This window comes from Inquilinus sp. 2KB_23 (genome assembly GCF_052115705.1).
GTDB classification, from domain to species: domain Bacteria; phylum Pseudomonadota; class Alphaproteobacteria; order DSM-16000; family Inquilinaceae; genus Inquilinus; species Inquilinus ginsengisoli_A.
In genome coordinates this window covers 15,069-38,518 of sequence record NZ_JBFRHF010000038.1, presented here as the reverse complement: position 1 = coordinate 38,518, position 23,450 = coordinate 15,069, and the positions used below count along the sequence as shown (strand labels likewise).

Annotated in this window: 17 protein-coding genes; 5 read left to right on the top strand and 12 right to left on the bottom strand. The window is 67.1% G+C overall.

The genetic code is table 11. The features are described from left to right. Nucleotides 1-5: 5 nt before the first annotated feature. From AB4112_RS33425 to AB4112_RS33390, 8 genes are all read right to left on the bottom strand, one after another. The gene (locus AB4112_RS33425) at nt 6-1,076 is read right to left on the bottom strand and encodes an ABC transporter permease (RefSeq protein ID WP_441726352.1); all 1,071 of its coding nucleotides are present in this window, start codon (nt 1,074-1,076) and stop codon (nt 6-8) included. Between the two features lie 4 nt (nt 1,077-1,080). After that, nucleotides 1,081-2,715 (bottom strand): ABC transporter substrate-binding protein, encoded by a 1,635-nt coding sequence (locus tag AB4112_RS33420; protein WP_441726349.1) that lies wholly within the window; start codon nt 2,713-2,715, stop codon nt 1,081-1,083. Between the two features lie 42 nt (nt 2,716-2,757). Continuing rightward, nucleotides 2,758-4,392 (bottom strand): ABC transporter substrate-binding protein, encoded by a 1,635-nt coding sequence (locus AB4112_RS33415; protein ID WP_441726347.1) that lies wholly within the window; start codon nt 4,390-4,392, stop codon nt 2,758-2,760. A gap of 115 nt (nt 4,393-4,507) precedes the next feature. Beyond that, nucleotides 4,508-5,935: a M20 family metallopeptidase gene (locus AB4112_RS33410; RefSeq protein ID WP_309792084.1), complete on the bottom strand. Its 1,428-nt coding sequence runs from the start codon at nt 5,933-5,935 to the stop codon at nt 4,508-4,510. Nucleotides 5,936-5,950: 15 nt separating this feature from the next. Further along, nucleotides 5,951-7,747 carry a S9 family peptidase gene (locus AB4112_RS33405; protein ID WP_309792083.1) on the bottom strand — a complete coding sequence of 599 codons (1,797 nt, stop codon included), beginning with the start codon at nt 7,745-7,747 and terminating at the stop codon, nt 5,951-5,953. Then, nucleotides 7,744-8,043 carry a hypothetical protein gene (locus AB4112_RS33400; RefSeq protein WP_309792081.1) on the bottom strand — a complete coding sequence of 100 codons (300 nt, stop codon included), beginning with the start codon at nt 8,041-8,043 and terminating at the stop codon, nt 7,744-7,746. The genes AB4112_RS33405 and AB4112_RS33400 overlap by 4 nt, the downstream gene beginning before the upstream one ends. 1,318 nt (nt 8,044-9,361) lie before the next feature. Then, nucleotides 9,362-9,604: a biotin/lipoyl-containing protein gene (locus tag AB4112_RS33395; protein WP_309792080.1), complete on the bottom strand. Its 243-nt coding sequence runs from the start codon at nt 9,602-9,604 to the stop codon at nt 9,362-9,364. A 361-nt stretch (nt 9,605-9,965) separates the two neighbouring features. Continuing rightward, a complete protein-coding gene (locus AB4112_RS33390) occupies nt 9,966-10,250 on the bottom strand; it encodes a GNAT family N-acetyltransferase (protein WP_309792079.1) in 285 nt (94 codons plus the stop codon). 419 nt (nt 10,251-10,669) lie between these two features. Here AB4112_RS33390 and AB4112_RS33385 point away from each other — a divergent pair, with 419 nt between their 5' ends. From AB4112_RS33385 to AB4112_RS33375, 3 genes are all read left to right on the top strand, one after another. After that, nucleotides 10,670-11,725 (top strand): DMT family transporter, encoded by a 1,056-nt coding sequence (locus AB4112_RS33385; protein WP_441726342.1) that lies wholly within the window; start codon nt 10,670-10,672, stop codon nt 11,723-11,725. 467 nt (nt 11,726-12,192) lie between these two features. Further along, complete coding sequence (locus AB4112_RS33380) at nt 12,193-13,695, top strand: ATPase domain-containing protein (protein WP_441726339.1); 1,503 nt, start codon at nt 12,193-12,195, stop codon at nt 13,693-13,695. Beyond that, nucleotides 13,685-15,736 (top strand): ATP-binding protein, encoded by a 2,052-nt coding sequence (locus tag AB4112_RS33375; protein WP_441726336.1) that lies wholly within the window; start codon nt 13,685-13,687, stop codon nt 15,734-15,736. Before AB4112_RS33380 ends, AB4112_RS33375 begins: the two co-directional genes overlap by 11 nt. A 297-nt stretch (nt 15,737-16,033) precedes the next feature. On the opposite strand, the gene AB4112_RS33370 is transcribed toward AB4112_RS33375, so the two are convergent. Continuing rightward, the gene (locus AB4112_RS33370; protein WP_441726333.1) at nt 16,034-17,053 is read right to left on the bottom strand and encodes an SDR family oxidoreductase; all 1,020 of its coding nucleotides are present in this window, start codon (nt 17,051-17,053) and stop codon (nt 16,034-16,036) included. On the opposite strand from AB4112_RS33370, the gene AB4112_RS33365 reads away from it, so the two are divergent. Continuing rightward, entirely contained in the window at nt 17,009-17,899 is an 891-nt protein-coding gene (locus AB4112_RS33365) for a LysR family transcriptional regulator (RefSeq protein ID WP_441726330.1), read from the top strand. The two genes, AB4112_RS33370 and AB4112_RS33365, sit on opposite strands and share 45 nt — an antisense overlap. A gap of 684 nt (nt 17,900-18,583) precedes the next feature. After that, nucleotides 18,584-18,865, top strand: coding sequence for a tyrosine-type recombinase/integrase (locus tag AB4112_RS33360; protein WP_441726327.1), 282 nt, complete (start codon nt 18,584-18,586; stop codon nt 18,863-18,865). Between the two features lie 164 nt (nt 18,866-19,029). Here AB4112_RS33360 and AB4112_RS33355 read toward each other — a convergent pair whose 3' ends face one another. Genes AB4112_RS33355 through AB4112_RS33345 form a run of 3 tightly spaced genes read right to left on the bottom strand, consistent with a single transcriptional unit; the run spans nt 19,030 to nt 23,409 of the window. Continuing rightward, entirely contained in the window at nt 19,030-21,231 is a 2,202-nt protein-coding gene (locus tag AB4112_RS33355; RefSeq protein WP_441726325.1) for a mechanosensitive ion channel domain-containing protein, read from the bottom strand. A 14-nt stretch (nt 21,232-21,245) separates the two neighbouring features. Beyond that, nucleotides 21,246-22,289 (bottom strand): DUF2955 domain-containing protein, encoded by a 1,044-nt coding sequence (locus AB4112_RS33350; RefSeq protein ID WP_441726322.1) that lies wholly within the window; start codon nt 22,287-22,289, stop codon nt 21,246-21,248. Beyond that, nucleotides 22,279-23,409, bottom strand: a complete 1,131-nt coding sequence (locus tag AB4112_RS33345) for an HlyD family secretion protein (protein WP_441726319.1) — start codon at nt 23,407-23,409, stop codon at nt 22,279-22,281. Before AB4112_RS33345 ends, AB4112_RS33350 begins: the two co-directional genes overlap by 11 nt. Nucleotides 23,410-23,450 lie beyond the last annotated feature (41 nt).

Sequence of the window (23,450 nt, the reverse complement as noted above, 5' to 3'; positions counted from 1 at the left end):
CGCGCTCATCGGGTGCGAGGGTCGAAGATGCGGTACAGCAGGTCGCACACCAGGTTCAGCGTCACGAAGATGACGCCGATCAGCAGCGTGCAGCCCACCACCGCGTTCATGTCGCCGGCCAGCAGCGTGTTGGTCAGGTAGCGGCCGAAGCCGGGCCAGGCGAAGACCGTCTCGGTCAGCACCGCGCCTTCCAGCAGGAAGGCGTAGGACAGCGCGACCACCGTCACCACCTGCACCGCGATGTTGCGGAAGGCGTGGATCCAGACGGTGCGGGCCCAGGACAGGCCCTTGACCCGCGCCGCCACCACATATTCCTGGTCCAGCTGCTCGATCATGAAGCTGCGGGTCATCCGGCTGATATAGGCCAGCGCGCTGAAGCCGAGGATCGAGGCCGGCAGGATGACGTGGCTGAAGACATTGCCGAACACCTCCCACTGGCCGCGCAGCGCCGTGTCGACCAGCAGGAAGCCGGTCATCGGCTCGATGTCGAACTCGTACAGCACGTCGATCCGGCCAGGCCCGCCGACCCAGCCCAGCGTGGCGTAGAACAGCACCAGCCCCATCAGCCCGAGCCAGAAGGTCGGCGCCGAATAGCCCAGCAGGCCGACGACGCGGACGATGTGGTCGACCGCGCTGTCGCGGTACATCGCCGCCAGCACGCCGAGCGGGATGCCGAGGCCGGTGCCGATGATGATGGCGACCGTGGCCAGCTCCAGCGTCGCCGGGAACACCCGGGCGATGTCCTCGACCACCGGCTTGCCGGTGGTCAGCGCCGTGCCGAGGTCGAGGCTGGCGATGTCGCGCAGGTAGCGCAGGAACTGGACCCAGATCGGCTGGTCCAGCCCGAGCTGCCGGTACACCGCGTCATAGGCGGCCTGGGTGGCGTTGTCGCCGAGGATGGCCGCGACCGGGTCGAGCGGCAGCATCCGCCCGATGAAGAAGGTCAGCGCCGCCAGCCCGAACAGGGTGACGGCGACCGACAGCACGGTCCGGCCGGCGGCCAGTGCCCAGGACGACAGCGGGTTCCGTCCTGGGGGGGCAAGCCGGCGGGGCGCGGCGATGGGGGTGTCGACCATGGCGCTACTTGGCGACGGTTTCGTAATAGGTCCGGAAGCCGTTCCAGCGCCAGTTCTTCAATGTCTTGCGGATCCCGGCGACATTGTAGGTCTGGAACATGACGGCGAAGGGCCCCTCCTGCATCATCTTCAGCTGCAGGTCGCGATAGAGCGCGTTCCGCTTCTCCGGATCCGGCTCCAGCAGCGCCGCCTCGACCGTCCGGTTGGCGTCCTCGGAGGCGTAGGAGGCGTTCCAGCTCGGGTTCTGGGTCAGCTTGGCCTCGGCCCGGTTGTCCGGGTTGTAGACCAGCCGCGAGGCGTTGCCATGCGCATCGGCAACACTGGTCTGCCACGACGACATCGAGGTCTCGAAATCCCGGCCGCGCACCCGGCTGAACAGCTGGGCATTGGCCATCCGCTCGACGGTCAACTCGACGCCGATCCGGGCGGCGTTCTGCTGCACGCTCTGCGCCACCGGCGCGGCATGCGGCAGGGTGCCGATGAAGACGCTGGCCTTGAAGCCGTTGGGGTAGCCGGCCTCGGCCAGCAGCGCCTTGGCCTTGTCGAGGTCGAGCGAGAAGGGTTGCCCTTCCGTCTCATCCAGCGCACCGACCGCGCCGATCTGGGCGAAGCTGGCCCGCGGCACGCCGATATTCGACATCACGGTCTTGGCCAAGCCGTCATAGTCGATGAGGTAGCGCATCGCCAGGCGGACCTTCGGGTTGGCGAAGATCGGGTTGGCGTTGTTGAACGACCAGTAGAACAGCTGCGGCCGGAGGACCCGGACGATCGACACGTCCGGCGAGGTCTCCAGATCCTTCAGATCCTCCGGCGTCAGGTCGCGGGCGACATCGACATCGCCCTGGGTCAGCAGCAGGCGCTGGGTTCCGGCCTCCGCCACATGGCGGATCAGGATGCGCTTCAGCGCCGGCGCCTGGCCCCAATAGGTGTCGTTCGCCTGCAACACCACAGCCTCGCCGGCGTTCCACTGCGCCAGCCGGTAGGGGCCGACGCATTCGGTGCGGGTCGTCAGGTATTTGTTGCCGAGGTCGCCATTCACCTCATTGGCCAGGATGGTCTTGCGGTCATGGGTGAAGGAGACGCGGTTCGCGGCGATCCCCTGCAGCACCAGGTTGGTCGGATAGGGCTTGTCGAGCTTGAGGACCAGCGTGCTGTCGTCCGGCGCGGTGATCTGGGCGTCGACCTTGTCCTTGGTGAAGCCGTACTCGTTCAGCGTCGCCGCATTGCCGAAGCCGAGCTTGACAACGCGCTGCATCGACCAGGCCGTATCGGCCGCCGTCGCCGGGTTGCCGGAGGGGAACACCGCCCCCTTGCGCAGATGGAAGGTGATCTGCTGGCGGTCGTCGGACACGTCCCAGCTCTCGGCGAACAGCGGCACCGCCTTGGCCTCGTCCGCCGGATCGACATCGACCAGCGGATCGCAGGTGGTCTGCACGATCTCGTTGGTCACCACCTCGCCGATCTGGGCGGGATCGAAGGTGCTGATCGCGTCGACGTTCCAGGCCATGACCAGCGCGTTCGACGGCGTGGCCGCCCCGGCGGCGAACGGCGCCGCGCCGAGGACGGCACCGCAGACCGCGCCGAGGATGAGACGAAGCGGACGGGATCCGGGCGGCGCCGGACTCGAAGCAGCGAGCATCGTGGAGCCTCCGTGCTGTGCGGAAATCGGTGTCCGGCGCCGCTACTTGCTGGCCAGGGCGTAGTAGGTGCGGAAGCCGTTCCAGGTCCAGGTCTTCAGCGATTTGCGGATTGCGGCGGGGTCGTACATCTGGAACATGATCGCCATCGGCCCCTGCTGCAGGATCTGCTTCTGCAGGTCGTGATAGATCGCGTTCCGCTTCTCCGGATCGCTCTCCAGCAACGCCGCATCGACCTTCCTGTTCGCGTCCTCGGAATAGAAGGCGGCCCGCCAGGCCGGGTACTGGGTCAGCTTGGCCTCGGCCCGGTTGTCCGGGTTGTAGACCAGCCGCGAGGCGTTGCCGTGCGCGTCGGGCACGCCGGTCTGCCAGGCCTGCATCGCGGTCTGGAACTCGCGGCCGCGGACCTTGCTGAACAGCTGGGCGTTGGCCATCCGCTCCAGCGTCAGCTCGACGCCGACCTTGGCGGCGTTCTGCTGCACGCTCTGCGCGATCGGGGCGGAATGCGGCAGGGTGCCGATGAAGACGGTGGCCTTGAAACCGTTCGGGTAGCCGGCCTCGGCCAGCAGCGCCTTGGCCTTGTCGAGGTCGAGCGAGAAGGGCTGCCCCTCCTTCTCGTCCAGCGCGCCGACGGCGCCGATCTGGACAAAGCTGGCCCGCGGCACGCCGGTATAGGCCATCACCGTCTTGCCGAGGCCGTCATAGTCGATCAGGTAGCGCATCGCCAGGCGCACCTTCTCGTTCGAGAAGATCGGGTCGGCGTTGTTGAAGGTCCAGAAGAACAGCTGCGGCTTCAGCACCCTGACGACCGACACGTCGGCCGAGGTCTCCAGGTCCTTCAGATCCTCCGGCGTCAGGTCACGGGCGATGTCGACATCACCCTGGGCCACCAGCAGGCGCTGCGTCCCCGCCTCCGCCACATGGCGGATCAGCACGCGCTTCAGCTTCGGCGCCTCGCCCCAGTATTTGTCGTTCGCCTGCAGCACCACGGCCTCGCCGGCGTTCCACTGCGCCAGCTTGTACGGGCCGACGCACTCGGTGTGGGTGGCGAGGTACTTGTTGCCAAGGTCGCCGTTCACCTCATTGGCCATGATGGCCTGCTTGTCCATCGTGGCGGCGACGCGGTTCGCGGCGATCGACTGCAGGATCAGGTTGGTCGGATAGGGCTTGTCCAGCTTGATCACGAGGGTGGCGTCGTCCGGCGCGGTGATCTGGGCCTCGACCTTGTCCTTGGTGAAGCCGAATTCGGTCAGCGTCGCCGCGTTGCCGAGGCCGAGCTTGACCACGCGCTGCATCGACCAGGCGGTGTCGGCCGCGGTGACCGGGTTGCCGGACGGGAAGGTGGCGCCCTTGCGCAGATGGAAGGTGATCTGCAGCCGGTCGTCGGAAACCTCCCAGCTCTCGGCGAAGAGCGGGACCACCTTGGCCTCGTCCGCCGGGTCGAAATCGACCAGCGTGTCGCAGATGTTCTTGATGATCTCGTCGGTCACCACCTCACCGATCTGGGCCGGATCGAAGGTGCTGATCGCGTCGATGTTCCTGGCCATCACCAGCGCGTTCGACGGCGTGGCCGCCCCGGCGGCGAACGGCGCCGCGAGGATGGCGGCGCCGCAGGCCGCGCCGAGGAGATGGCGGAGCGGGCGGGATCGGGGTGACGCCGGGATCGGACGGGCGAACATGGATCGAGCCTCCGTGCTTGTTCTGTTGGTGTCGTCCGGCGCCCTCCGCGACCTTGTTCCGGGTGGCCGGCCTCGTTCGTCGGGCCGGCCTGTCCCGCAGAGTCAGTCCACCTTGTCAGGCCGCCTTCGGCCGCGGCTGCAGCGGCGGCTGCACCTCCGCCGGGATCGGGCAGACATAGGGCGTCGCCGCGACCCGCTCCTGGTGGTCCTGCTTGGCCCGGGCCATCAGCAGCTCGTCATTCATCACGTCGAGCGCCGTGCCGGCCATGACCTTGGCGGCATGGACCATGCCCTTGTGCGCGGCCGGCGCCATGCCTTGGGCGGTGATCTGCCAGGAATGGCCGGGCGTGCCGATGGCGTGGGTGGCGACCCGCGCCTGCACCGTCGGCACCACCCAGCTGACATCGGCGACGTCGGTCGACCCGATCATCGGCTCACCCCGGGAGTCCTTCGGCACGATGAAGTCGCACAGCGGCAGGTCCTTGCGCGGCGGCACGCCGACGCGGCGGTAGTCGGTGAGGATGTCCTCCTCGCTCAGCGTCGCCTGGATCTGGGCGGCATAGTCGCGGTCGGCCGCGTCGAACGGCACCGGGCCGAGGCGCAGCAGATGCTGGTGCATCGCCTCCTCCAGCGGCGTGTTGCCGAGCATGTTGGAGACGGCGCTCATGATCGAGATCGCGACCGAGGTCTCGGTCATCATCGCGGCGCCGTGGGCGATCTTCTTGACCCGCTCGTTCAGCGCCAGCATGCCGGCCAGGTCGCGCGCCCGGATGGCGTAGCGCACCTTGGCCGAGGCCTGGACGACATTGGGCGCGATGCCGCCGGAATCGATCATGGCGTAGTGGATGCGCGCGTCGGACGGCATGTGCTCGCGCATGTAGTTGACGCCGACATTCATCAGCTCGACCGCATCCAGCGCGCTGCGGCCGAGATGCGGCGCCGCGGCGGCGTGCGAGGCGCGGCCGGTGAAGTGGAAGTCCATCCGGGTGTTGGCCAGCGACAGCGCCTCATCGACCCGGGTCAGCGACGCCGGATGCCAGGTGATGGCGATGTCGACATCCTCGAAGGCGCCGGCGCGCACCATGAAGGCCTTGGCCGCCCCGCCCTCCTCCGCCGGGCAACCATAGTAGCGCACACGGCCCGGCCGGCCGGTCGCGGCCAGGAAGTCCTTGACCGCGGTGGCCGCCAGCAGGGCGGCGGAGCCGAGCATGTTGTGGCCGCAGCCATGGCCGTAGCCGTTGCCGGGGATCGGCCTGGGCTCGGCGATGTTGGCCTCCTGGCTCAGCCCCGGCAGGGCGTCGTATTCGCCGAGGATGGCGATCACAGGCCCGCCCTCGCCCGCCTCGCCCATCACCGCGGTCGGGATCCCGGCGAGGCTCTCGGTCACGCGGAAGCCCTGGGCCTGCAGCATGGCCGTGTGCTCGGCGACCGACCGGTACTCGGTGTAGGCGATCTCGGGCATGCCCCAGATCCGGTCGCTCAGCCCCACGAACTCCGTCCGCTTGGCGTCGACCAGCTGCCAGATCTTGTCGGAATTCTGCATGGTTCTCGCTTTCGATCAGAGATGGCGGTCGAGGAAGGCGGCGACGGCGCCGAAGACGTCGTGCCGGTTCTCACGCCGCGCGAAGCCGTGCCCTTCATGCGGCACGCGGATGTAGTCGACCGGGCGGCCCAGGCCGCGCAGGCCGGAATGGATCATCTCGCTCTCGCCCGGCGGCACGCGCGGATCGTCCAGCCCCTGGGCCATCAGCAGCGGCACGCGGATGCGGTCCAGCTTGTGGATCGGCGAGATGCGCTCGAGCAGGTCCTTGTCGGAGACCGGGTCGCCATATTCGGCCGCCCGCAGGCGCCGGCGCCATGGGCCGGTGGTCTGCAGCAGGGTGTGGAAGCTGGCAATGCCGTAGAACTCGATGCCGAGGCGCCAGAGCTCCGGGTATTCGGTCAGCGCCGCCAGCACCATGAAGCCGCCATAGGACCGGCCGAAGACGCCGATCCGGGCCTCATCGACATCGTCCCGCGCGCCCAGCGCCAGTCGCACTGCCCGGAGGTCGGCGACGCTGTCCATCCGCAGCCCGACATCGTCGAGCTGATGGTAGGGCCGGCCATAGCCGGTGCTGCCACGGACATTCGGCGCCACGACCATGATGCCCTGCGCCAGCATGTACTGGATGTCGGCCCGGAAGGTCGGGGTCCACTGCGCCTCCGGCCCGCCATGGACGATGATCATCGCCGGGAAGCCGCCGGCCGGTGCCTCGCCCTGCGGCCGGTACAGCAGGAACGGCACCTGCAGCCCGTCGAAGCTGGCGATGCGCTGCACCTCCGGCTCGACGAAGCTATCGATCAGCTCGCTCGCGGGAGCATCGGTCAGCCGGCTCGCGATTCCCGTGGCAACGTCGTAGCCCCAGATCCCCGGCGGCGTCGCCGCGCCTTCCAGCGGGAAGACCAGGCCGCTGCCGTCGGGACGCCAGGACACCGAGCCGATCACGCCGGGCGGCAGCCCCGCCACCGCCGTCTCCGCGCCGCTGGCGAGGTCGCGGATCAGGAGGCGGGTCCAGCCCTCCTCGTTGATCACATAGGCCAGCCGGCCCTGGTCGGGCGACAGCGCCATCGCCTCGACATCCTGCCCCTCGGGCGCCGCCACCCATTCCAGGCTACGGCCGGCGAAGGACAGGAAGGCGATGCCCTGGAAGTCCCGGCCCTGGTCGGTCAGCAGATAGAGGCCGCTGCCGTCCTTCCGGGTCTTGGCGGCGACGTAGCGCGCCCGTCCGTCATGCGGCAGGAACGGCTCATAGGCGCCGGTCGCGAGGTCCAGCCGGAACAGGTCCTGGTCCATCGTGGCCCGGATGGAATCGCGCACCAGCAGCGCCTGCCCGTCCGGGAAGAAGGCCATGACCTCGCGGAACAGCTCGCCCTGATAGACGCAGCGCGCTTCCCGCGTGGCGACCTCCATCACATGGATGTCCATGTGGAAGCGGTCGCGGGCGTTCGACGCGTAGGCGATCCGCGTGCCGTCCGGCGACCAGGCGCCCCAGACATGGACCACGGTCGGGTCGTCGGTCAGCGCTAGCGGCGTGCCGTCGGCGCCCGGGATCAGCCACAGCTGGTGCCGCTCGTCGCCGCCGCAATCCATGGTGAAGACCAGATCCCGGCTCTTCGGGCTGAAGGCCAGGGCGCCGACCGGCTCCGGCGTCTCCGCCGCGCGCCAGGCGGCGCCGCCCGCGGCCGGCTGCAGCCAGATCTGGGGAAAGCCGGTCCGGTCGCCGAGGAAGGCCAGCAGCCCACCATCTGGCGACAGCGCCGGGCTCTTGGCGCCGGGGATGTCGAGATAAGGGCGGATCGCGGCGTCGGGCGTCATCGGGATCTCCTCACGCGGCCGCGCACGCCGGGGGTGTCGCACAGGCGATCGCTCACGGCACCCAGCGCCAGAGTCAGGGCCGGGGCGCGGTCGGTCGCCGCGTGGCTGGTCTCGTCGACGATGGTGGAGCGGGCCTCGGGCCAGGTCCGGTGCAGCGCCCAGCCCGTGGCCATCGGGGTCACGGTGTCGTAGCGGCCCTGCACGATCCCTGCAGGCAGCTCGCGGAGATCGTCGACCTTCAGCCGACGATTCCGGGATACCGCCGACCCCGCCTGGATGGCCCCGCCATCGGACACGTGACTGCCCCCTGCCAAACTGCCGGCCGTCTGTCGCGGCCGCCCGCCCAGCAAATGGGCAGGCCTAAATTATGATCATGATGTCGGTCGGCCGGAGGGGCGGCCAATTCATAATTGTCCGACTTCTATTCCAGATCGGCATAAAGATCTCGGCCGTTTCGGAGTCAGATGCTGGCCATAGCCGCATCGGCAGTATCGCCACCGGCGAGGGCTGGAGCCGCACCCTGATTGCGCATTCCCCCCCCGATCGCGCGTTCGCGGCCTCTCGCCCGAGGGCGGCGTGGCAACCGAGAGCTCCTGACGGACTAACGGTGCACGGCTGGAGGACTTGGCGAACCCTCCGTTCAAGTGGCAGGCAAGCTGGGCCTACACCGTTCCTTGAAAGTGGCCGCCCAATCTCGAGCGATCGTCAGTGACAGGCACGGAGCACGGCCGACCCGCCCTGCCCGGCTGGGGCTTGTACTCACTACACTTGCTGAAGTGAATGACGACCCCGGGAGCTTTAGGTCGACCAGCGACGGCAGCGGCGCTCAGCCATCGCTGGTCGATCAGGCTCTTTTCGTTCTTAGTGCGGGGGCGCCATTATCAATGGAGGCGCTACAACGGAACCCCCGGAACCTGCCAGATTCATATTGCCCTGGCGAAAAAACCGTTCGGGTTTGATGCAAGCGGGATTTTGAAGCGTAACTTGGATCGTATTGCCACGAGTGCCGGTGTTCTCCGCATCATAGCCACCACTGATGGGCCCGCCCGACACCCCGGCACTGACCCAAGTATTACGATGGCCGGGCTTACGTCCGTACCCACACTGACTGTATACTTGACATCGAAGACAATATTGAAAATAGCGTTGGCTTCGAACATTTACAAACCTACACGTTCATTTGGATTTTTATTCTCTGCCTCTTGTCTATATCCCGCTATCACCGCGTAAGTTTGATCCATAGCGTTGCCAATCTTTATTTCCTCTGGGGCACCACACTCCGCGGACTTTGCGTTCCGCACGAAGAAAGGAATAGTCCGGCGGTCAACACTACGATCTTATTCATTTAGACCTCCGATGAAGGTCGTTCGTTGAAATGTGCCGCATGCCCAAGATATGCCGCTTGGGCTCGTTTGTCGGCTTCTCTCTTTGGCCAACGCCTACGTGCCAACCCGGAATCGGGGAAGTAGGAAATCGCGCGGTGGCGCTCTCCCCTCCTCCCCGGCCGACCTGAGCCGGCCGAGGTGCGCCATTTCCGGCCATTGCCGTGGCATCCCGAAACCGGACATCGTCCAGGCCGACGAAGCTCTCGGTCCGGGCGCTGCCGCAATCGGTCTACACAGCGGAGTCGTCGATCCGAGCCAATAAGCCTTCATTCGGAATGGTCGCACCCACTGGAGCAACAATCTCAACAACACGGCCGTTGCATGGGCTCGGGATTTCGCTAGTTGCCTTGCTTGTTTCGACCTCCAGGAGAGGCTGGTCCCGCGTAACCAGTGAACCTACCTGCACCAGCCACTGCTGTACTGTTCCTTCATCGATGTCTTCGCCGAGTTGCGGCATAAGGACGTCGACCATGGTACCTCCGCAGGATGAAGGGTGTGAGATCACGAGCCCCGCCCAACATGGAGGCGTTCGACCGTGTGTGTTCGAAGGGCTTCAAAACGCCTGGGTAAATGTATCCGGTCGGCTCGACAAAAAGGAGCATATTCCCGTAGCGGCCTTGTGGCACTCGCCCCCCGCTGCAACTCCCAAGAAACTCGAGCCGGACTTACTCCTCTTGACGTCGGCGGCGCCGAGCTCCACCGAGCCGCCGATCATCCCATGCAGACGATGAGTCCGGCAGGAGCGCGCCATATCCGGCCATCGCCCTCGGCTCTACGAAGCGGACACGCCCCGGCCAAGCCAGTGCGACCTATTGCGTCAGAGCCAAGCGGCTCTACCTGGACCTCACGTAGGCGAAGCAGTCACGCGGCTCGCTGCCGACATTCGGGTGCACGATCCATCGCCGAAGCAGCCCTTCACGCTCCAGACCGGCCTTCTCCATCGCCCTTGCGGAGCCGATATTCTCGCAGTTGCAGACATCTCCGATCCGCCAGATGTCGGCTTGGTCCAATGCCCATTGCGCCGCATGCGAAAGCACTTCAGTCATCAGTCCCATCCCCCAGAACGGGCGAGCAAGGACATACCCGTATCCGACGCAGTGCCGGGCGGGGGGCGCCACAGCGCGAAGGACCCGATGACCTTACCGTCCCACTTGCCGACGAGCACATAGTTCTTCGATTGCATCTCGAGCTGGCAACGAGCGATGTGCGCCTCTGTCTCTGCGATCGTGGCATGGGTCCTCCATGTCAGAAAGCGGTTCACCTCTGGATCCTGAGCATACCCATCGAAAAAATGGCCACGGCATCGATCGGCGCGATCGGTCGAAGCAGAAGTCTGGCGGTCTCAAGGCGCTCTGGGAACATGCACGCCACCCTGCCATGAAACTGAGATCTGTCAGCCGGTCCACCGTCCCGCAGCGTCCAGCTGGCTTGGCTCGGACGTGCCAAATGCGGCCATCGCGATCAGGCCTCCAAAGCGGAAATGGCCGCATGCGAACCCGAAGCGGACTTGCTGTCCCGGTTGGGATAGGCTGGCGCCATGAGTCGCACCGGCATTTCACTCGCCCTGCTGTCCGCGATCTTGTTCGGGGCCAGCACTCCTTTTGCCAAGCTGCTCCTCGGAACCGTCGATCCCTGGATGATGGCCGGCCTTCTCTACCTCGGGGCAGGGATTGGCTTGGCGTCCATTCACCTGTCGCGGGCCGTCTTGCGGCTTCCCGAGGTCGAAGCTCCGCTCCGTCGCTCGGATATTCCCTGGCTGGGTCTAGTGATCCTCGCGGGCGGCATCGGGGGACCGTTGTTGCTGATGTTCGGCCTCGCCCGCACCGATGCGGCCAATGCCTCGCTGTTGCTCAATCTTGAGGGCCTGGCCACCATGACCATCGCCTGGCTGGCGTTCCACGAGAATGTGGATCGGCGACTTCTGATCGGTGCTGTCGCGATCTTGGCCGGCGCCGCACTGCTGTCCTGGCAGGGGAGAGCGTCCTTCGACTGGAGTGCGCTGCTGATCGCCGGCGCTTGCCTGTGCTGGGGGATCGACAACAACCTGACGCGCAAGTTGTCGTCGGCCGACCCGGTGCAGATCGCCATGCTCAAAGGGCTCGTCGCGGGCGCGGTCAATCTGATCCTGGCATTCACCAGTGGCGGGAAACTTCCGGCGGCGGACATCGTCTTGGCTGCAGGGATCGTCGGCTTCCTCGGGTACGGCGTGAGCCTCACGCTCTTCGTTCTAGGCCTGCGTCATCTTGGCGCCGCGCGGACGGGAGCCTACTTCTCGCTCGCGCCGTTCGTTGGCGCGGTGCTGGCCGTCACAATGTTGGGGGAGCCGCTCTCGGCAAAGCTGTTGATCGCGGGTTGCTTGATGGCTTTGGGGCTTTGGCTTCATCTGTCCGAGCGGCACGACCACGAGCACACCCACGAGGCGATGGATCACGAGCACCGACATCGGCACGACGAGCACCATCACCACGAGCACGGGTCCGACGTGCCGCCTGGAGAACCCCACACGCACTGGCACCGGCATACGCCTCTCGTGCATCGACACCCCCACTACCCCGACCTACACCATCGGCATGGCCATGGGCATGGACACTGAGATCTGAAGGAAGGTCCGGAATCCGCCGATTCTGTTGAAAAAGTCGGAGCGCCATTTCCGCGCGCAACAAAGAGACTAAAAGTAGGCGGCCGGAGCACAAAAAGATGCTAGATGGCGGCCGGATCTGCAGCAAACTCGCTCGATTTTGCACTCCAAGTAGTCGTTCGGGACTTTTTCAACGATATCCGCCCATTCCTGCCGGCGCGACCAGGCTGAGATGCGCCATTGCCAGCCGTCCTGCCCAGTCCCCAACAACGGACATCGACTGAATTGGAGGATCCCTCCCATTTCGGTTGAGGGTGACGAATAACGGCGTCCCAAAAAACAGACGCAGCTGGCGCTGCCGCATTGCGGACAGTTGGGCCGCAAAAGGCAGTGTTTCCCGTATCGCACTTTCGGTGAGGATCGATCGGCTCTTCGTCGTGTTGATCCGGTCGGATGTGTTTACTCAGTTCGGAGGGCCAGAGATGAACGACCACCCGGAGACCGCCCGGGTGTCCACGGGCAGCAAGGGGCTGGACGACATTCTCTGTGGGGGGCTCGACCCCGACCGGCTCTATCTCTACGAAGGCCAGCCCGGCACCGGGAAGACGACGATCGCGCTGCAGTTCCTGCTCGAAGGAGTCCGGAACGGCGAGCGCGTGCTGTTCGTGACGCTGTCCGAGACGGAACGCGAGCTCACGCTGGTGGCGCAGCGTCATGGCTGGTCACTCAAAGGCATCGACATCTTCGAGCTGGTACCCCCGGAGACCACCCTCGACCCGGCGCAGCAGGTCACCGTGTTCCATCCGGCCGAGATGGAGCTGAGCGAGACGATCAACCTGATCTTCGAGCGCGTGCAGCAGTTCGATCCGACCCGGGTGGTGATCGACAGCCTGTCCGAGCTGCGGCTGCTGGCGCAGAACCCGCTGCGTTATCGACGCCAGGTGCTGGCCCTGAAGCACTTCTTCGCCAAGCGCCGCTGCACCGTGATCGTGCTCGATGACCTGACATCGGCGCAGAACGACCTGCAGCTGCATTCGATCTCGCACGGCGTCGTGCTGCTGGAGCAGTTGGCGGTCGACTACGGCAGCGAACGGCGTCGCCTGCGCGTGGTCAAGATGCGCGGCATTCAATTCCGGGGCGGCTATCACGATTTCACCATCACCTCCGGCGGCCTGCGGGTCTTCCCGCGGCTCGTCGCGTCCGAGCACCACGCGGAGTTTCCCGCGAGCGTGGCGCCCAGCGGGAACGCCGATCTGGACGCGCTGCTCGGCGGCGGGCTTGACCGCGGCACCAACGCGCTGCTGATCGGCGCCGCCGGCGTCGGCAAATCATCGCTGGCCCTCACCTTCGCCATCGCCGCGGCACAGCGCGGCGAACACGCGGTGATCTTCGCCTTCGACGAAGGGCGCGGCACGGTCGAGGCGCGTGCCCGCGCGCTCGGCCTGCCGCTCGACGAAGCCCTGGCCTCGGGGCGGATCCAGTTCCGCCAGGTCGACCCGGCCGAGCTGTCGCCCGGCGAGTTCGCTAGGCTGGTGCGCGACGCCGTCGAACACGACGGTGCCAGGCTGATCGTCATCGACAGCCTAAACGGCTATCTCAACGCGATGCCGGACGAACGCTTCCTCGTGTTGCAGATGCACGAGCTGCTGAGCTATCTCAACCAGCAGGGCGTGCTGACGCTGCTGCTGCTGGCACAGCACGGCATGGTCGGGCCGCAGGAGACGCCGATCGACATCAGCTATCTCAGCGACGCGGTGATCATGGTCCGGTACTTCGAGGCGATGGGGGAGGTCCGCCGCGCTCTCTCGGTCGTCAAGAAGCGGACCGGAAACCACGAGCACACGATCCGGGAGTTTCGCCTCACCAGCACGGGCATCCATATCGGGCCGCCGCTCTCGGACTTCCGGGGCGTCCTGACCGGGACGCCGGAATATGTCGGAAACGCCGAGCCGCTGCTGCAGCCCAGTGGACAGAATGGAGCCTGATCCGCACAGCCTGCGCGTCCTGGTGTTCGCGCCCATCGGGCGGGACGGCCCGGCCTCCGCGGAGATCCTGACGCGGGAGGGCCTGACCGCAGCGATCTGCAGCAATCTCGACCAGCTGCTGGCGGAGCTGGAGGCCGGGGCCGGCGCGGCCTTCGTCGCCGAGGAAGCCATCGTGGGCCGGGACATCACCGGCCTGCTCCGATGGGTGGACGCCCAGCCGCCCTGGTCCGACCTGCCCTTCGTCCTCCTCACCAGCCACCGCGAGCCGGAGGCGGTCGCCGCTTGGCGCCTGGACATCGTCCAGCGCCTGCGCAACGTCACCCTGGTCGAGCGGCCGGTGCAGCCGATCAGCCTGTCCAGCACGCTGCAGGCGGCGCTGCGCGGCCGACAGCGGCAATACGATGTGCGCGGCTTCATCGAGGCCCGGGAGCGCACGGCCCAGGAGCTCGAGGCCCAGGTCGCCGCCCGGACGGCGGAGCTGAACGCCAGCAACGCCCAGCTGCGCGAGGAGATGGCGGAGCGCGCGCGCGGCGAGGAGCAGTTCCGGCTGCTGATCCAGAGCGTGACCGACTACGCCATCTACATGCTGGACCCCCGGGGCCGGATCAGCAGTTGGAACGCCGGGGCCGAGCGCATCAAGGGCTACACTCCATCGGAGATCATCGGCGAGCACTTTTCCCGCTTCTACACGGATGAGGACCGCGCCGCCGGCCTGCCGGCGATCGGCCTCGCAACAGCAACACGGGAAGGGCGGTTCGAGAGGGAAGGATGGCGGGTCCGCAAGGATGGGACTCGGTTCTGGGCGCATGTGGTCATCGATGCGATCCGTGATGATGCCGGAACCCTGACCGGCTTCGCCAAGGTGACCCGCGACATCACCGAGCGCCTGAAGTCGCAGAAGCAGCTGGAGGAGGCCAGGGAGGCCCTGTTCCAGTCGCAGAAGCTGGAGGCGATCGGGCAGTTGACCGGCGGCATCGCCCATGACTTCAACAACCTGCTGATGGTCATCCTCGGCAGCCTTGCGCTGATGCGCAAGCGCCTGCCGCCGGAGACGGGCGCCGCCCTGTCGCTGCTCGACAATGCCGTCCAAGCGGCCCAGCGCGGCGCGACTCTGACCAAGCGGATGCTGGCCTTCGCCCGCCGCCAGGAGCTGAAGATCATGGCCGTCGACATTCCCGACCTGGTGCGCGGCATGGCCGACCTGCTGCAGCGCTCGCTGGGGCCGTCCATCACCATCGAAACCCGGTTCCCGCTCGGACTGCCGAAGGCGTCGACCGATCCCAACCAGTTGGAATCCGCCCTGCTGAACATCGCGGTCAATGCCCGGGACGCTATGCCGGAGGGCGGATCGATCACCATCGCCGCCAAGGCCGCGACCGCCGACGAACCGGCTCCCGGCCGCTATGTCTGCCTGTCGGTGACCGACACCGGGCAGGGCATGGACCCGGAGACGCTCGCCCGGGCGACGGAACCGTTCTTCACCACCAAGGGCATCGGCAAGGGAACCGGGCTCGGCCTGTCGACGGTGCATGGGCTGATGGAGCAGTCGCATGGCCGGATGGTGCTGGCCAGCCGGAAGGGGACCGGCACCACGATCGAGCTGTGGCTGCCCGTGGCGTCCGCCGAGGCCGATCTGTCGCCGCCGGCGGACGAAGCCTCGGTTCCGAAGGCATTGGCTGGCCCAACCGGACTGCACATCATGGCTGTGGACGACGACGGCTTGGTGCTGATGAACACGATCGCGATGCTGGAGGAGTTGGGCCATGTCGTCGTCGGGGCGATCACGGGGGCCCAGGCACTTGAGTCGCTCCGCCGCAAGGCTGCGGATCTCGTAATCACTGACCATGCCATGCCGGGGATGACCGGAGCCGAGCTGGCCGAGCGGATCGCGGCGGAATGGCCTGGGCTTCCGGTGATCCTGGCTACCGGCTATGCCGAGTTGCCGATGGGGATTGCGGCCAATCTGCCGAAGCTCGCCAAGCCCTTCTCGCTGGACGAGTTGGAGTCGGCGATCCGCTCCGCTGCCTCTGCCCAAACGTAGATTGTACCGCTCAGCGCGAGCGGTCGACCTGCTGGGCCAATCGTAATCGGCTGTGGTGCGCCACAAGCGGCCGCTGCAGTGACATCTCGAGACCGGACATTGTTTCAGCCCGGTAGAATCCGGCGCTCTCGTCAACTTATTCTCAGAGTGCGGCCAGAAGGATCTCTGCCGCGGTCCCTGGTGACCGGCGGCACCCATGCTCGATCCGGGGGATCGCAGCGGATAGGGAATGCGGGGATGCCGCCGGCGGCGAGATCATGATGGTCTCCTCGTGATCGGGGTTGGGTTTCCCGGCGCTCACGCCCCCGCGGCAATTTCGGTCGCGAAATCGCGATAGGAGTGCAGCGGCCGACCTAAGATCCTGGTCAGGCGCTCGACGTCGCCGGCCTCCGGGATCATGCCGTCGCTGACGTAACGCTCGGCCATCAGGCGCATCTCATAGGCCATCCACTTCGGCATGAAGGTCGCCAGGTTCTGCTCGAACCCGGTGGGATCGTCGCCGGCATAGAGGACCGGGCGGCCCAGGATCTTCGACCAGATCGCGGCCACGTCCGGGCCCGTCAGCGTGTCAGGACCGACCAGGTTGATGGTTTCGATCGGTAGCTTGCCCGGCGCCTGGTCACGGCGGATCAGCTCGATCGCCGCCACCTCCGCGATGTCGCGGGCGTCGACCATGGCGACACCCTTGCCGCCGATCGGCATCGGATAGACGCCGTGGTTGAGGATGACGTCCTTGATCATCAGCTCGTTGTCGATGAAGTAGGACGGACGCAGGATCGTGGCGCTGAAGCCCATCTGTTCGATCATCCGCTCAGCGCCGGATTTCACCGCGAAGTGCGGCACGTTCACGAAGCGGTCCGCGTGGATCACCGACAGGTAGACGACGCGATCGACGCCCGACTCGCGGGCGATGTTCAGGGTAACGAGCGCCTGGGTGAATTCGTCGCCCGTGACCGCGTTGAGCAGGAACAGCGTGCTGACGCCGGCGAATGCGGAGCGCAGCGCGTCGATATCGAGCAGGTCGCCCTGTGCGACCTCCACGCCGGCCGGGAAACCGGCCTTCGCGGGATCGCGGGTCAGCACGCGCACCGCGGCGCCGCGCTTGACGAGCTGGTTAACGACATGGCGGCCGACACGACCGGTGGCGCCGATAACAAGGATGGTCATGGGGATGACTCCGGTTTGGGGCGAAAGACATCCTGTAAATGACCGATCCATTTCCGAGCCGGGAGACGCTATATTTGGACACACCGTCTCATTAGTGGAACATCGATGGATCTGCTTGCTCTCGCTGATTTCAATCTCGTCGCCCGCCACCGCGGGTTCGGTCGAGCCGCACGCGCTGCGGGGCGTCCCAAGGCGACCCTGTCCCGGCGGGTTGCCGAGCTGGAAGCCGCCCTCGGCCTGCGCCTGTTCGAGCGCGGCTCGCGCGCGCTGAAGCTCACTGAGGAAGGACGCGCGCTGTTCGTGCGGGCGGGTCCATTGCTGACCGAGCTCGAAGAGACGGCGGCGGCGATCGCCTCCGGCGGTGAAAGGCCGCGAGGCCGGTTGCGGATCAGCGCCCCGTTGCTGTTCTCCCAGACCGCGATGGGCAAGATCGCCGCCGGGTTCGCCCTGACATACCCGGAGGTGAGGCTCGAGGTCTCGACCGAGGACCGTGCCGTCGACCTGATCGAGGAGGGATTCGATCTGGTGATCCGGGTCAACCCGGATCCCGATGACAGCCTGGTTGGACGGGCCTTCCTGCACGACCGGCTGGTGGTCGTGGCAAGCCCCGGGCTCGACCGGCCAGCCGGAGATCTCGCGGCTCCTGCCGTCGTCCGCTCGGCAGCCGATCGAGTGGCCTGGACTGTGAAGACGCCCGCTGGCCGGGCCATGATCGCGATCGAGCCGGTCCTCGCCCTGTCATCGCTCATCATGGTCCGGGATGCCGTGCGGGCGGGCGTCGGTGCCGGCCGCCTCCCCGTGTCGCTCGTGAGCCATGATCTGGCCGACGGCTCGCTGGTGCACTGGGGCGATGTCGAGGGACCCGACATCGCCTTGTGGGCTCTCTACCCGTCCAGGCGGCTGCTCAGCGCTCGGGTATCTGCCTTTCTCGACTATCTGAAACAGGCATTTCCGATGGGTACGCCCGACGAGCTGGCGGCCTACATCGGCAAGTGACGGCCGCTGGATTGATAATCGAACAGGCCGCGAACGCCTCGATGCCGGAGGTCTCCACGGGTGGCATCGCCGCCCTCGAGGCGCACCGCGATGCGACAGGCGAGGCTGCAACGGCGCCTCCCGAGGTTCGGCGCCCCGTGCCGCTGAACGTCGTCGGCGACGCTGCCGAGAGGTCGGCGTCCGTCCCTACCTGCCAGCATTGCTTGGCTCGACCGCGCCAATAGGAGACATAGCGACCACGCCTCAGAAGCGGACGCGGTAGTCGCCTGTGGTAGGATTGGCTCGCCCACATCGGCGGGCGTTGGCGCGGGAGGGAGGCCTTGGAGTGATAGGCCATGCCGATCACCAGTGATCCAAACTCCTCAACGAGTCGACGAGTCCCATGGAACAAGGGCCGGCTAGTTGGACAGAAGCGGCCGCTGAGGCCGAAGGACGTCTGGTCCATACGCGCACGGCTCGAAATCGATGGCCGCGAGCGAGATCTAACCCTGTTCAATCTCGCCATCGACAGCAAGCTCGGGGCCAGCGACCTGGTCAGCTTGAAGGTTGAAGACGTTCAGGTCGGTGGCCGCACCCGCGAGCGAGCAACCATCATTCAACAGAAAACTGCCCGGCCGGTCCAATTCGAGCTGACCGACAGCACTCGCAAGTCGATACTGGCTTGGTTGGCGCGCCTCGGCTCAGATGCAGGCTTCCTGTTCCCCAGCCCACCAGGAGCCAAACCCATCTTTCGACACGCCAGTACGCGCGCATCGTCCACGGCTGGGTGTCAGATGCCGGCCGGACAGCCCAGCCTACGGAACACACTCGATGCGTCGTACAAAGGCGGCCCAGATCTACCGCAAGACTGGCAGTCTGAGAGCGGTCCAGCTCCTGCTCGGGCATAGGAAGCTAGAGAGTACCGTCCGATACCTCGGCATCGAGGTTGACGACGCCCTCGGCATTTCTGAACAGCTCGACCTGTGAGGTTGTTTGGAGGGGGGCTCGCCGCCCCGACGCATCTCGCCGGTCGGGAGCGGAAGTCCTCTGCCCCGGCCGGCCCGCGCCATGTGGGACCTTCGCAATCGGACGCAATGCGGACATTCGGCCGACTTGCCGGCCGGTGATGCCTGAGCGGAACTCATCGTCCTTCACACTGCCGGCGGTGCCTTGACGAGCGCCATCCCCTGTTGCGCGACGGCGGCGGCCGAGGGCTCGCCGCCGGCGACCTGCACGGTCGGAAACGCGAATTTGATGCCGTTGGCGTCGAACGCCTTCTTGATCAGTGCAAAGGCCCGCCGGCGGATGACGAACTGCTCGCCCGGCTTGGCCATGAGTTTCAGACGGATCTGGATCGCGTAGTCGCCGAACTGCTCCACGCCCTGCATCTTCAGCGTGTCGATGATGTGCGGCGCCAGCTCGGGATCCTGCGCCAGCTCTTTGCCGATCTCCTTCACCAGCTTCTTCACCTGGTCGAGATCCGTGTCGTAGGTGACGCCGATGCTGAGCTTGTCGATCACCCAGTCGCGACTCATGTTCTGGATCGCACCCAGCTCGCCGAACGGCACGGTGAAGAGCGGGCCGCGTTGGTGCCGCAGCTTGACCGAGCGCAGGCTGAAGGATTCGACGGTGCCCTTGTATGCGCCGCTCTGCACGTATTCGCCGACGCGGAAGGCGTCGTCGAGCAGGAAGAACATGCCGCTGATGATGTCCTTGACGACCGTCTGGGCGCCGAAGCCGATGGCGACGCCGACCACGCCGGCGCCGGCGATCAATGGTGCGATCTCGACGCCGAGCGACGACAGCGCCATCAGCGCCGCCATGACGAGAAGGATGATGAACAGGACGTTGCGGAGGATCGGCAGCAGGGTCCGGAGCCGCGCCTGCCGCCGCACCTCTTCGCTGTTGGCATGGCCGCCGGGGACCTGCGTCGATGCGAGGGCGCGGTCGATCAGCGCCCGCGCGATGTGCCAGGCGACGTCGGCGAGGAGGAGGATGATCACCGCGTTGACTCCGCCCCGGACCAGCCGGGTGAGCACGGTGTCGCCGACCGTGAGCGCACCCAGGTCGACACGGAAGCCGCGGGCGAGCAGCACGGCCGCGCCGATGATCAGCGCCGCCCGCGCCACGCGCTCGATGCCGACGGCGAGCACGCCCGGCGCCCCGCCGGTGCCGGATTCGCCGGCCGGCCGGAGCACGTGGTTCACCGAACGCTGCGTCGCCCGGATCAGCACGGGCAGAGCGACGACCACGACCCCCAGCCAGAACAATCCGATGGCGCTGACCACCCAGAACAGCCACAGCGCCAGGAAATAGGTCGAGAGCAGCCAGGCGCTCGCAGAACCGACGCGCCGGCGCCGGCGCCGGCCGAGCTCGGGAGCTTCCTCGACCGCGGCGCGCGGCCGGCGCCACGCGATCTCGATGCCGAGAGCCAGGAGGCCGAGGCCGAGCACGTAGGCGACGAGCTGGCGCATATCCATGGTGAAGCCGAGCGTGCTCAACAGCCCGAGCGTGGCCGAGCCGAAGGCGAACCAGCCGACGAACAACCCGAGCCGGAGGTGCCAGAACCGGGCGGCGCCGTTGTCCATCGGCACGATCCGGAACCGCTCCTCGTCGCCGGATCGCCGGCCGCCCGGCGCCAGCAGGACGCGGCCGATGACCAGCGCGAGGCGAAGGGCGACGAAGGCCACGAGATAGCCCAGCACGATCTCCCGCAGCAGCACCGGCCATTCGAGCGCCAGGAAGGCGCCGATGCTGCCCAGGGCGAACACCGCCACCAGCCCAAGCCCGTCGGCGAGCCGCAGGCCGATCAGGCGCAGGCGCTCGCCGACCGTGCCGGGCTGCGCCATGCCGATCCGCTCGCGCACCCGGGCGGTCGCCCGCCGGAACAGCCATTCGGCGCCGAAGCCCAGGGCCGCGAAACCGAGCGCGAGCAGCAGCACCTTGAGCGGCCCGCGCTCCTCGACCTCGAGGTAGAGGGTGGCGCCGGCCCGGCGGAATTCATCGGGCAGCGCCGGCAGGGCGGCGGCCAGCGCCGCCGTGTGGTGACGGATGGCTTCCAGCCGCGTCGCGAGATCGTGGGAGGGCGAGGCGGCGGCATCGACGGCGTCGGCAGCTGCCGGACCGGGCGTCGTCGCGGTCTTGCCGGCGATGTTCTGCTGCGCAAGCCAGTCTCGCACGGCAGGGTCTGCCAGAAGGTCGAGGAACCTCTGCACCGCCGGCTGCGTCACTTCGGCCGGGGCCGGCGCCGCGTCCTCGGCCGCCGCGGCCGAGGTGCCGGCAAACAGGCCCGCGACGGCAAGCGCGGCGAGCAGGCGAGCGACGGCGTGGAGCATCATCGGCACGGCCGTCATGGCCGGATGCCTCGTCATCTGGGCCTCTCTCGTTGAGTCGAGGGTGCGGGCCACAGCAGGGCTGTCAGGCAAAAGGTGCAGACGATGGCGAACAGCACCAGGCCGATGCGGGTGGCGAAGCTGTCCGGCGTGCTGGCGGGCAGCGGCGAGACGCCCAGGCCGAACAGGATCAGGAAGGTGGTGAGCGCGCCGGCATAGACCTTGCCGGCCTTGGGATCCGCCGCCGCCCGGCCGCCGAACAGCAGCCCGACGACGAGGACTATCAGGAAAAGGAAGGGCAGGGTCGGGCGCAGCTCGACGAAGGCGAAGGCCAGCGAAGCGACGATGCCGCCGAGGAGATTGACGATCATCAGCCCGAAGGCGGCGCGGCCGCTGACGGCCAGATCGAGCTGGATCAGCAGCGAGGCCACGGTGATCGGCACGACCATGGCGGTGGAAAAGCGGCTGTCGACCAGGCACAGGACGACCATGGCCAGCAGGATCGCGGTGTTGGCCAAGGCCCGGCGGACCGCCCGGTCGACGCCGGACGCGACGGCGGGCGCAGGGGCATCGCCGCCGGGATCGGGAAAGACCGCATGGGCGAGCCAGGTGAGGACGACACCCCCCAGCACCCCCTTGAACAGGATGAGGACGATGCTCTCGCCCAGATCCTTCTGCAGGATGCCGAGCATCGGCACCATCACGGCGATGACGATGATGAGGAAGGCCGCCGCCCCGCCCTTGCCCTGTGCCTGCAGGAGGAAGCAGGCGAAATAGATCAGACCGAGCAGGATGAGCAGCACCGCCGGCCGGTCGCCGAAGAGCCCGGTCAGCCAGACCAGGGCCTCGCCGGCGACCAGGATCAGCACGATCATGCCGACTGCCTGCTTCGCCCCGAGCGGGCGCGGGCTGGCGACGAGGAATTGCGCCGCGAACATCGGCGCCAGGAAAGGCAGGATCTCACCCTTCGCGACCCCCACGGTGAAGCCGACGGCCACTGCGGCGGCGATCCGCAGGCCCTGCCGCCGCGCCCGCAGGACGGGCCTGAAGGACGGGGCCTGGGCGGCCTCAACTGACATAGGTCAGCATCGAGATCAGCCGGATCCAGACATGGCCGACGGTGTTCACCACCGGATTCTCGCCGGTATAGATCACCACATTGACCTGCGAGCCGTAGCGGATGCCGCGCGGCGGCGGGTCCTTGAAGACGAGCCGCACCGGGAAGCGTTGCGGCTCGCGCACCCAGCCGCTCTGGTTGCGGATGGTCGGCAGGCCGGTGGAGGGGTCCACGCTGCCCTGGGATACGCCCCAGCCGACGCTCTCGACGCGCATGGCGAAGACCGTGCCGGGCAGGGAATCCAGCACCACCTCCGCCTCGTCGCCGGGCGCCATGTATTCCAGGCTGTTCTCCTTGTAGGCGGCCGCGACCCAGATCGTGCCGGCGTCGATGAAGGTCAGCGCCGCCTGGCCGGTGCCGACCACCTGGCCCACGCCGAGCTGGAGATTGGTGACGACACCGTCGGACGGGGCGAGGACGGTCGTGTGCAGCAGGTTCAGGCGGGCACGCTCGAGAGCGGCCAGGGCTTCCTTGAACTGCGGATTGTCATTGCCCTGCGGTCCGAGCTCCTCGCGCGCCTTGGCGAGATCGGCTTCCGCGCCGGTGACCGTCGCTTCCGAAACGCCCAGGGCCGAATTGGCCTCGTCGAGCCTGGAGCGGGCATAGACGCCGCGTTCGACCAGGGTCCTGGCGCGCTCCGCCTGCGCCCGTACATTCTCGCGATCGGCCTGCGCCTGCACCAGCTTGGCCTGGGCGGATTCCACCGCCTGGGTCGAGGCGCCGATGGTCTGGCCGATGCGTTCGAGGCGCGCCTGCGCTTCGGACACGGCGATCTCGTAGGGTTGCGGATCGATGCGGAACAGCACCTGCCCGGCCGCCACCCGGGCATTGTCGGTGACGCCGACCTCAAGCACCCGGCCGGCGACCTCGGACGCCATCCGTACCACATAGGCCTGAATGACAGCCTGCGAGGATGAGGGCGTCAGCCGCTCCATCACGACCGACAGCGCGAACAGCACGATGGTGACCGCGACGACGATGAGCGCCGTCCGCCGCAGGGGATTTTTCGGCGGTCTTTGCGCTGGCGTCGGCGGCGGCGCGACGGGACCCGGGGTGTCCGGGGAGGCTCTGTCGTCGGTCATCGTCCGGGCTACCTCGCTGGATGCGGATGTGTCGGTGGCCT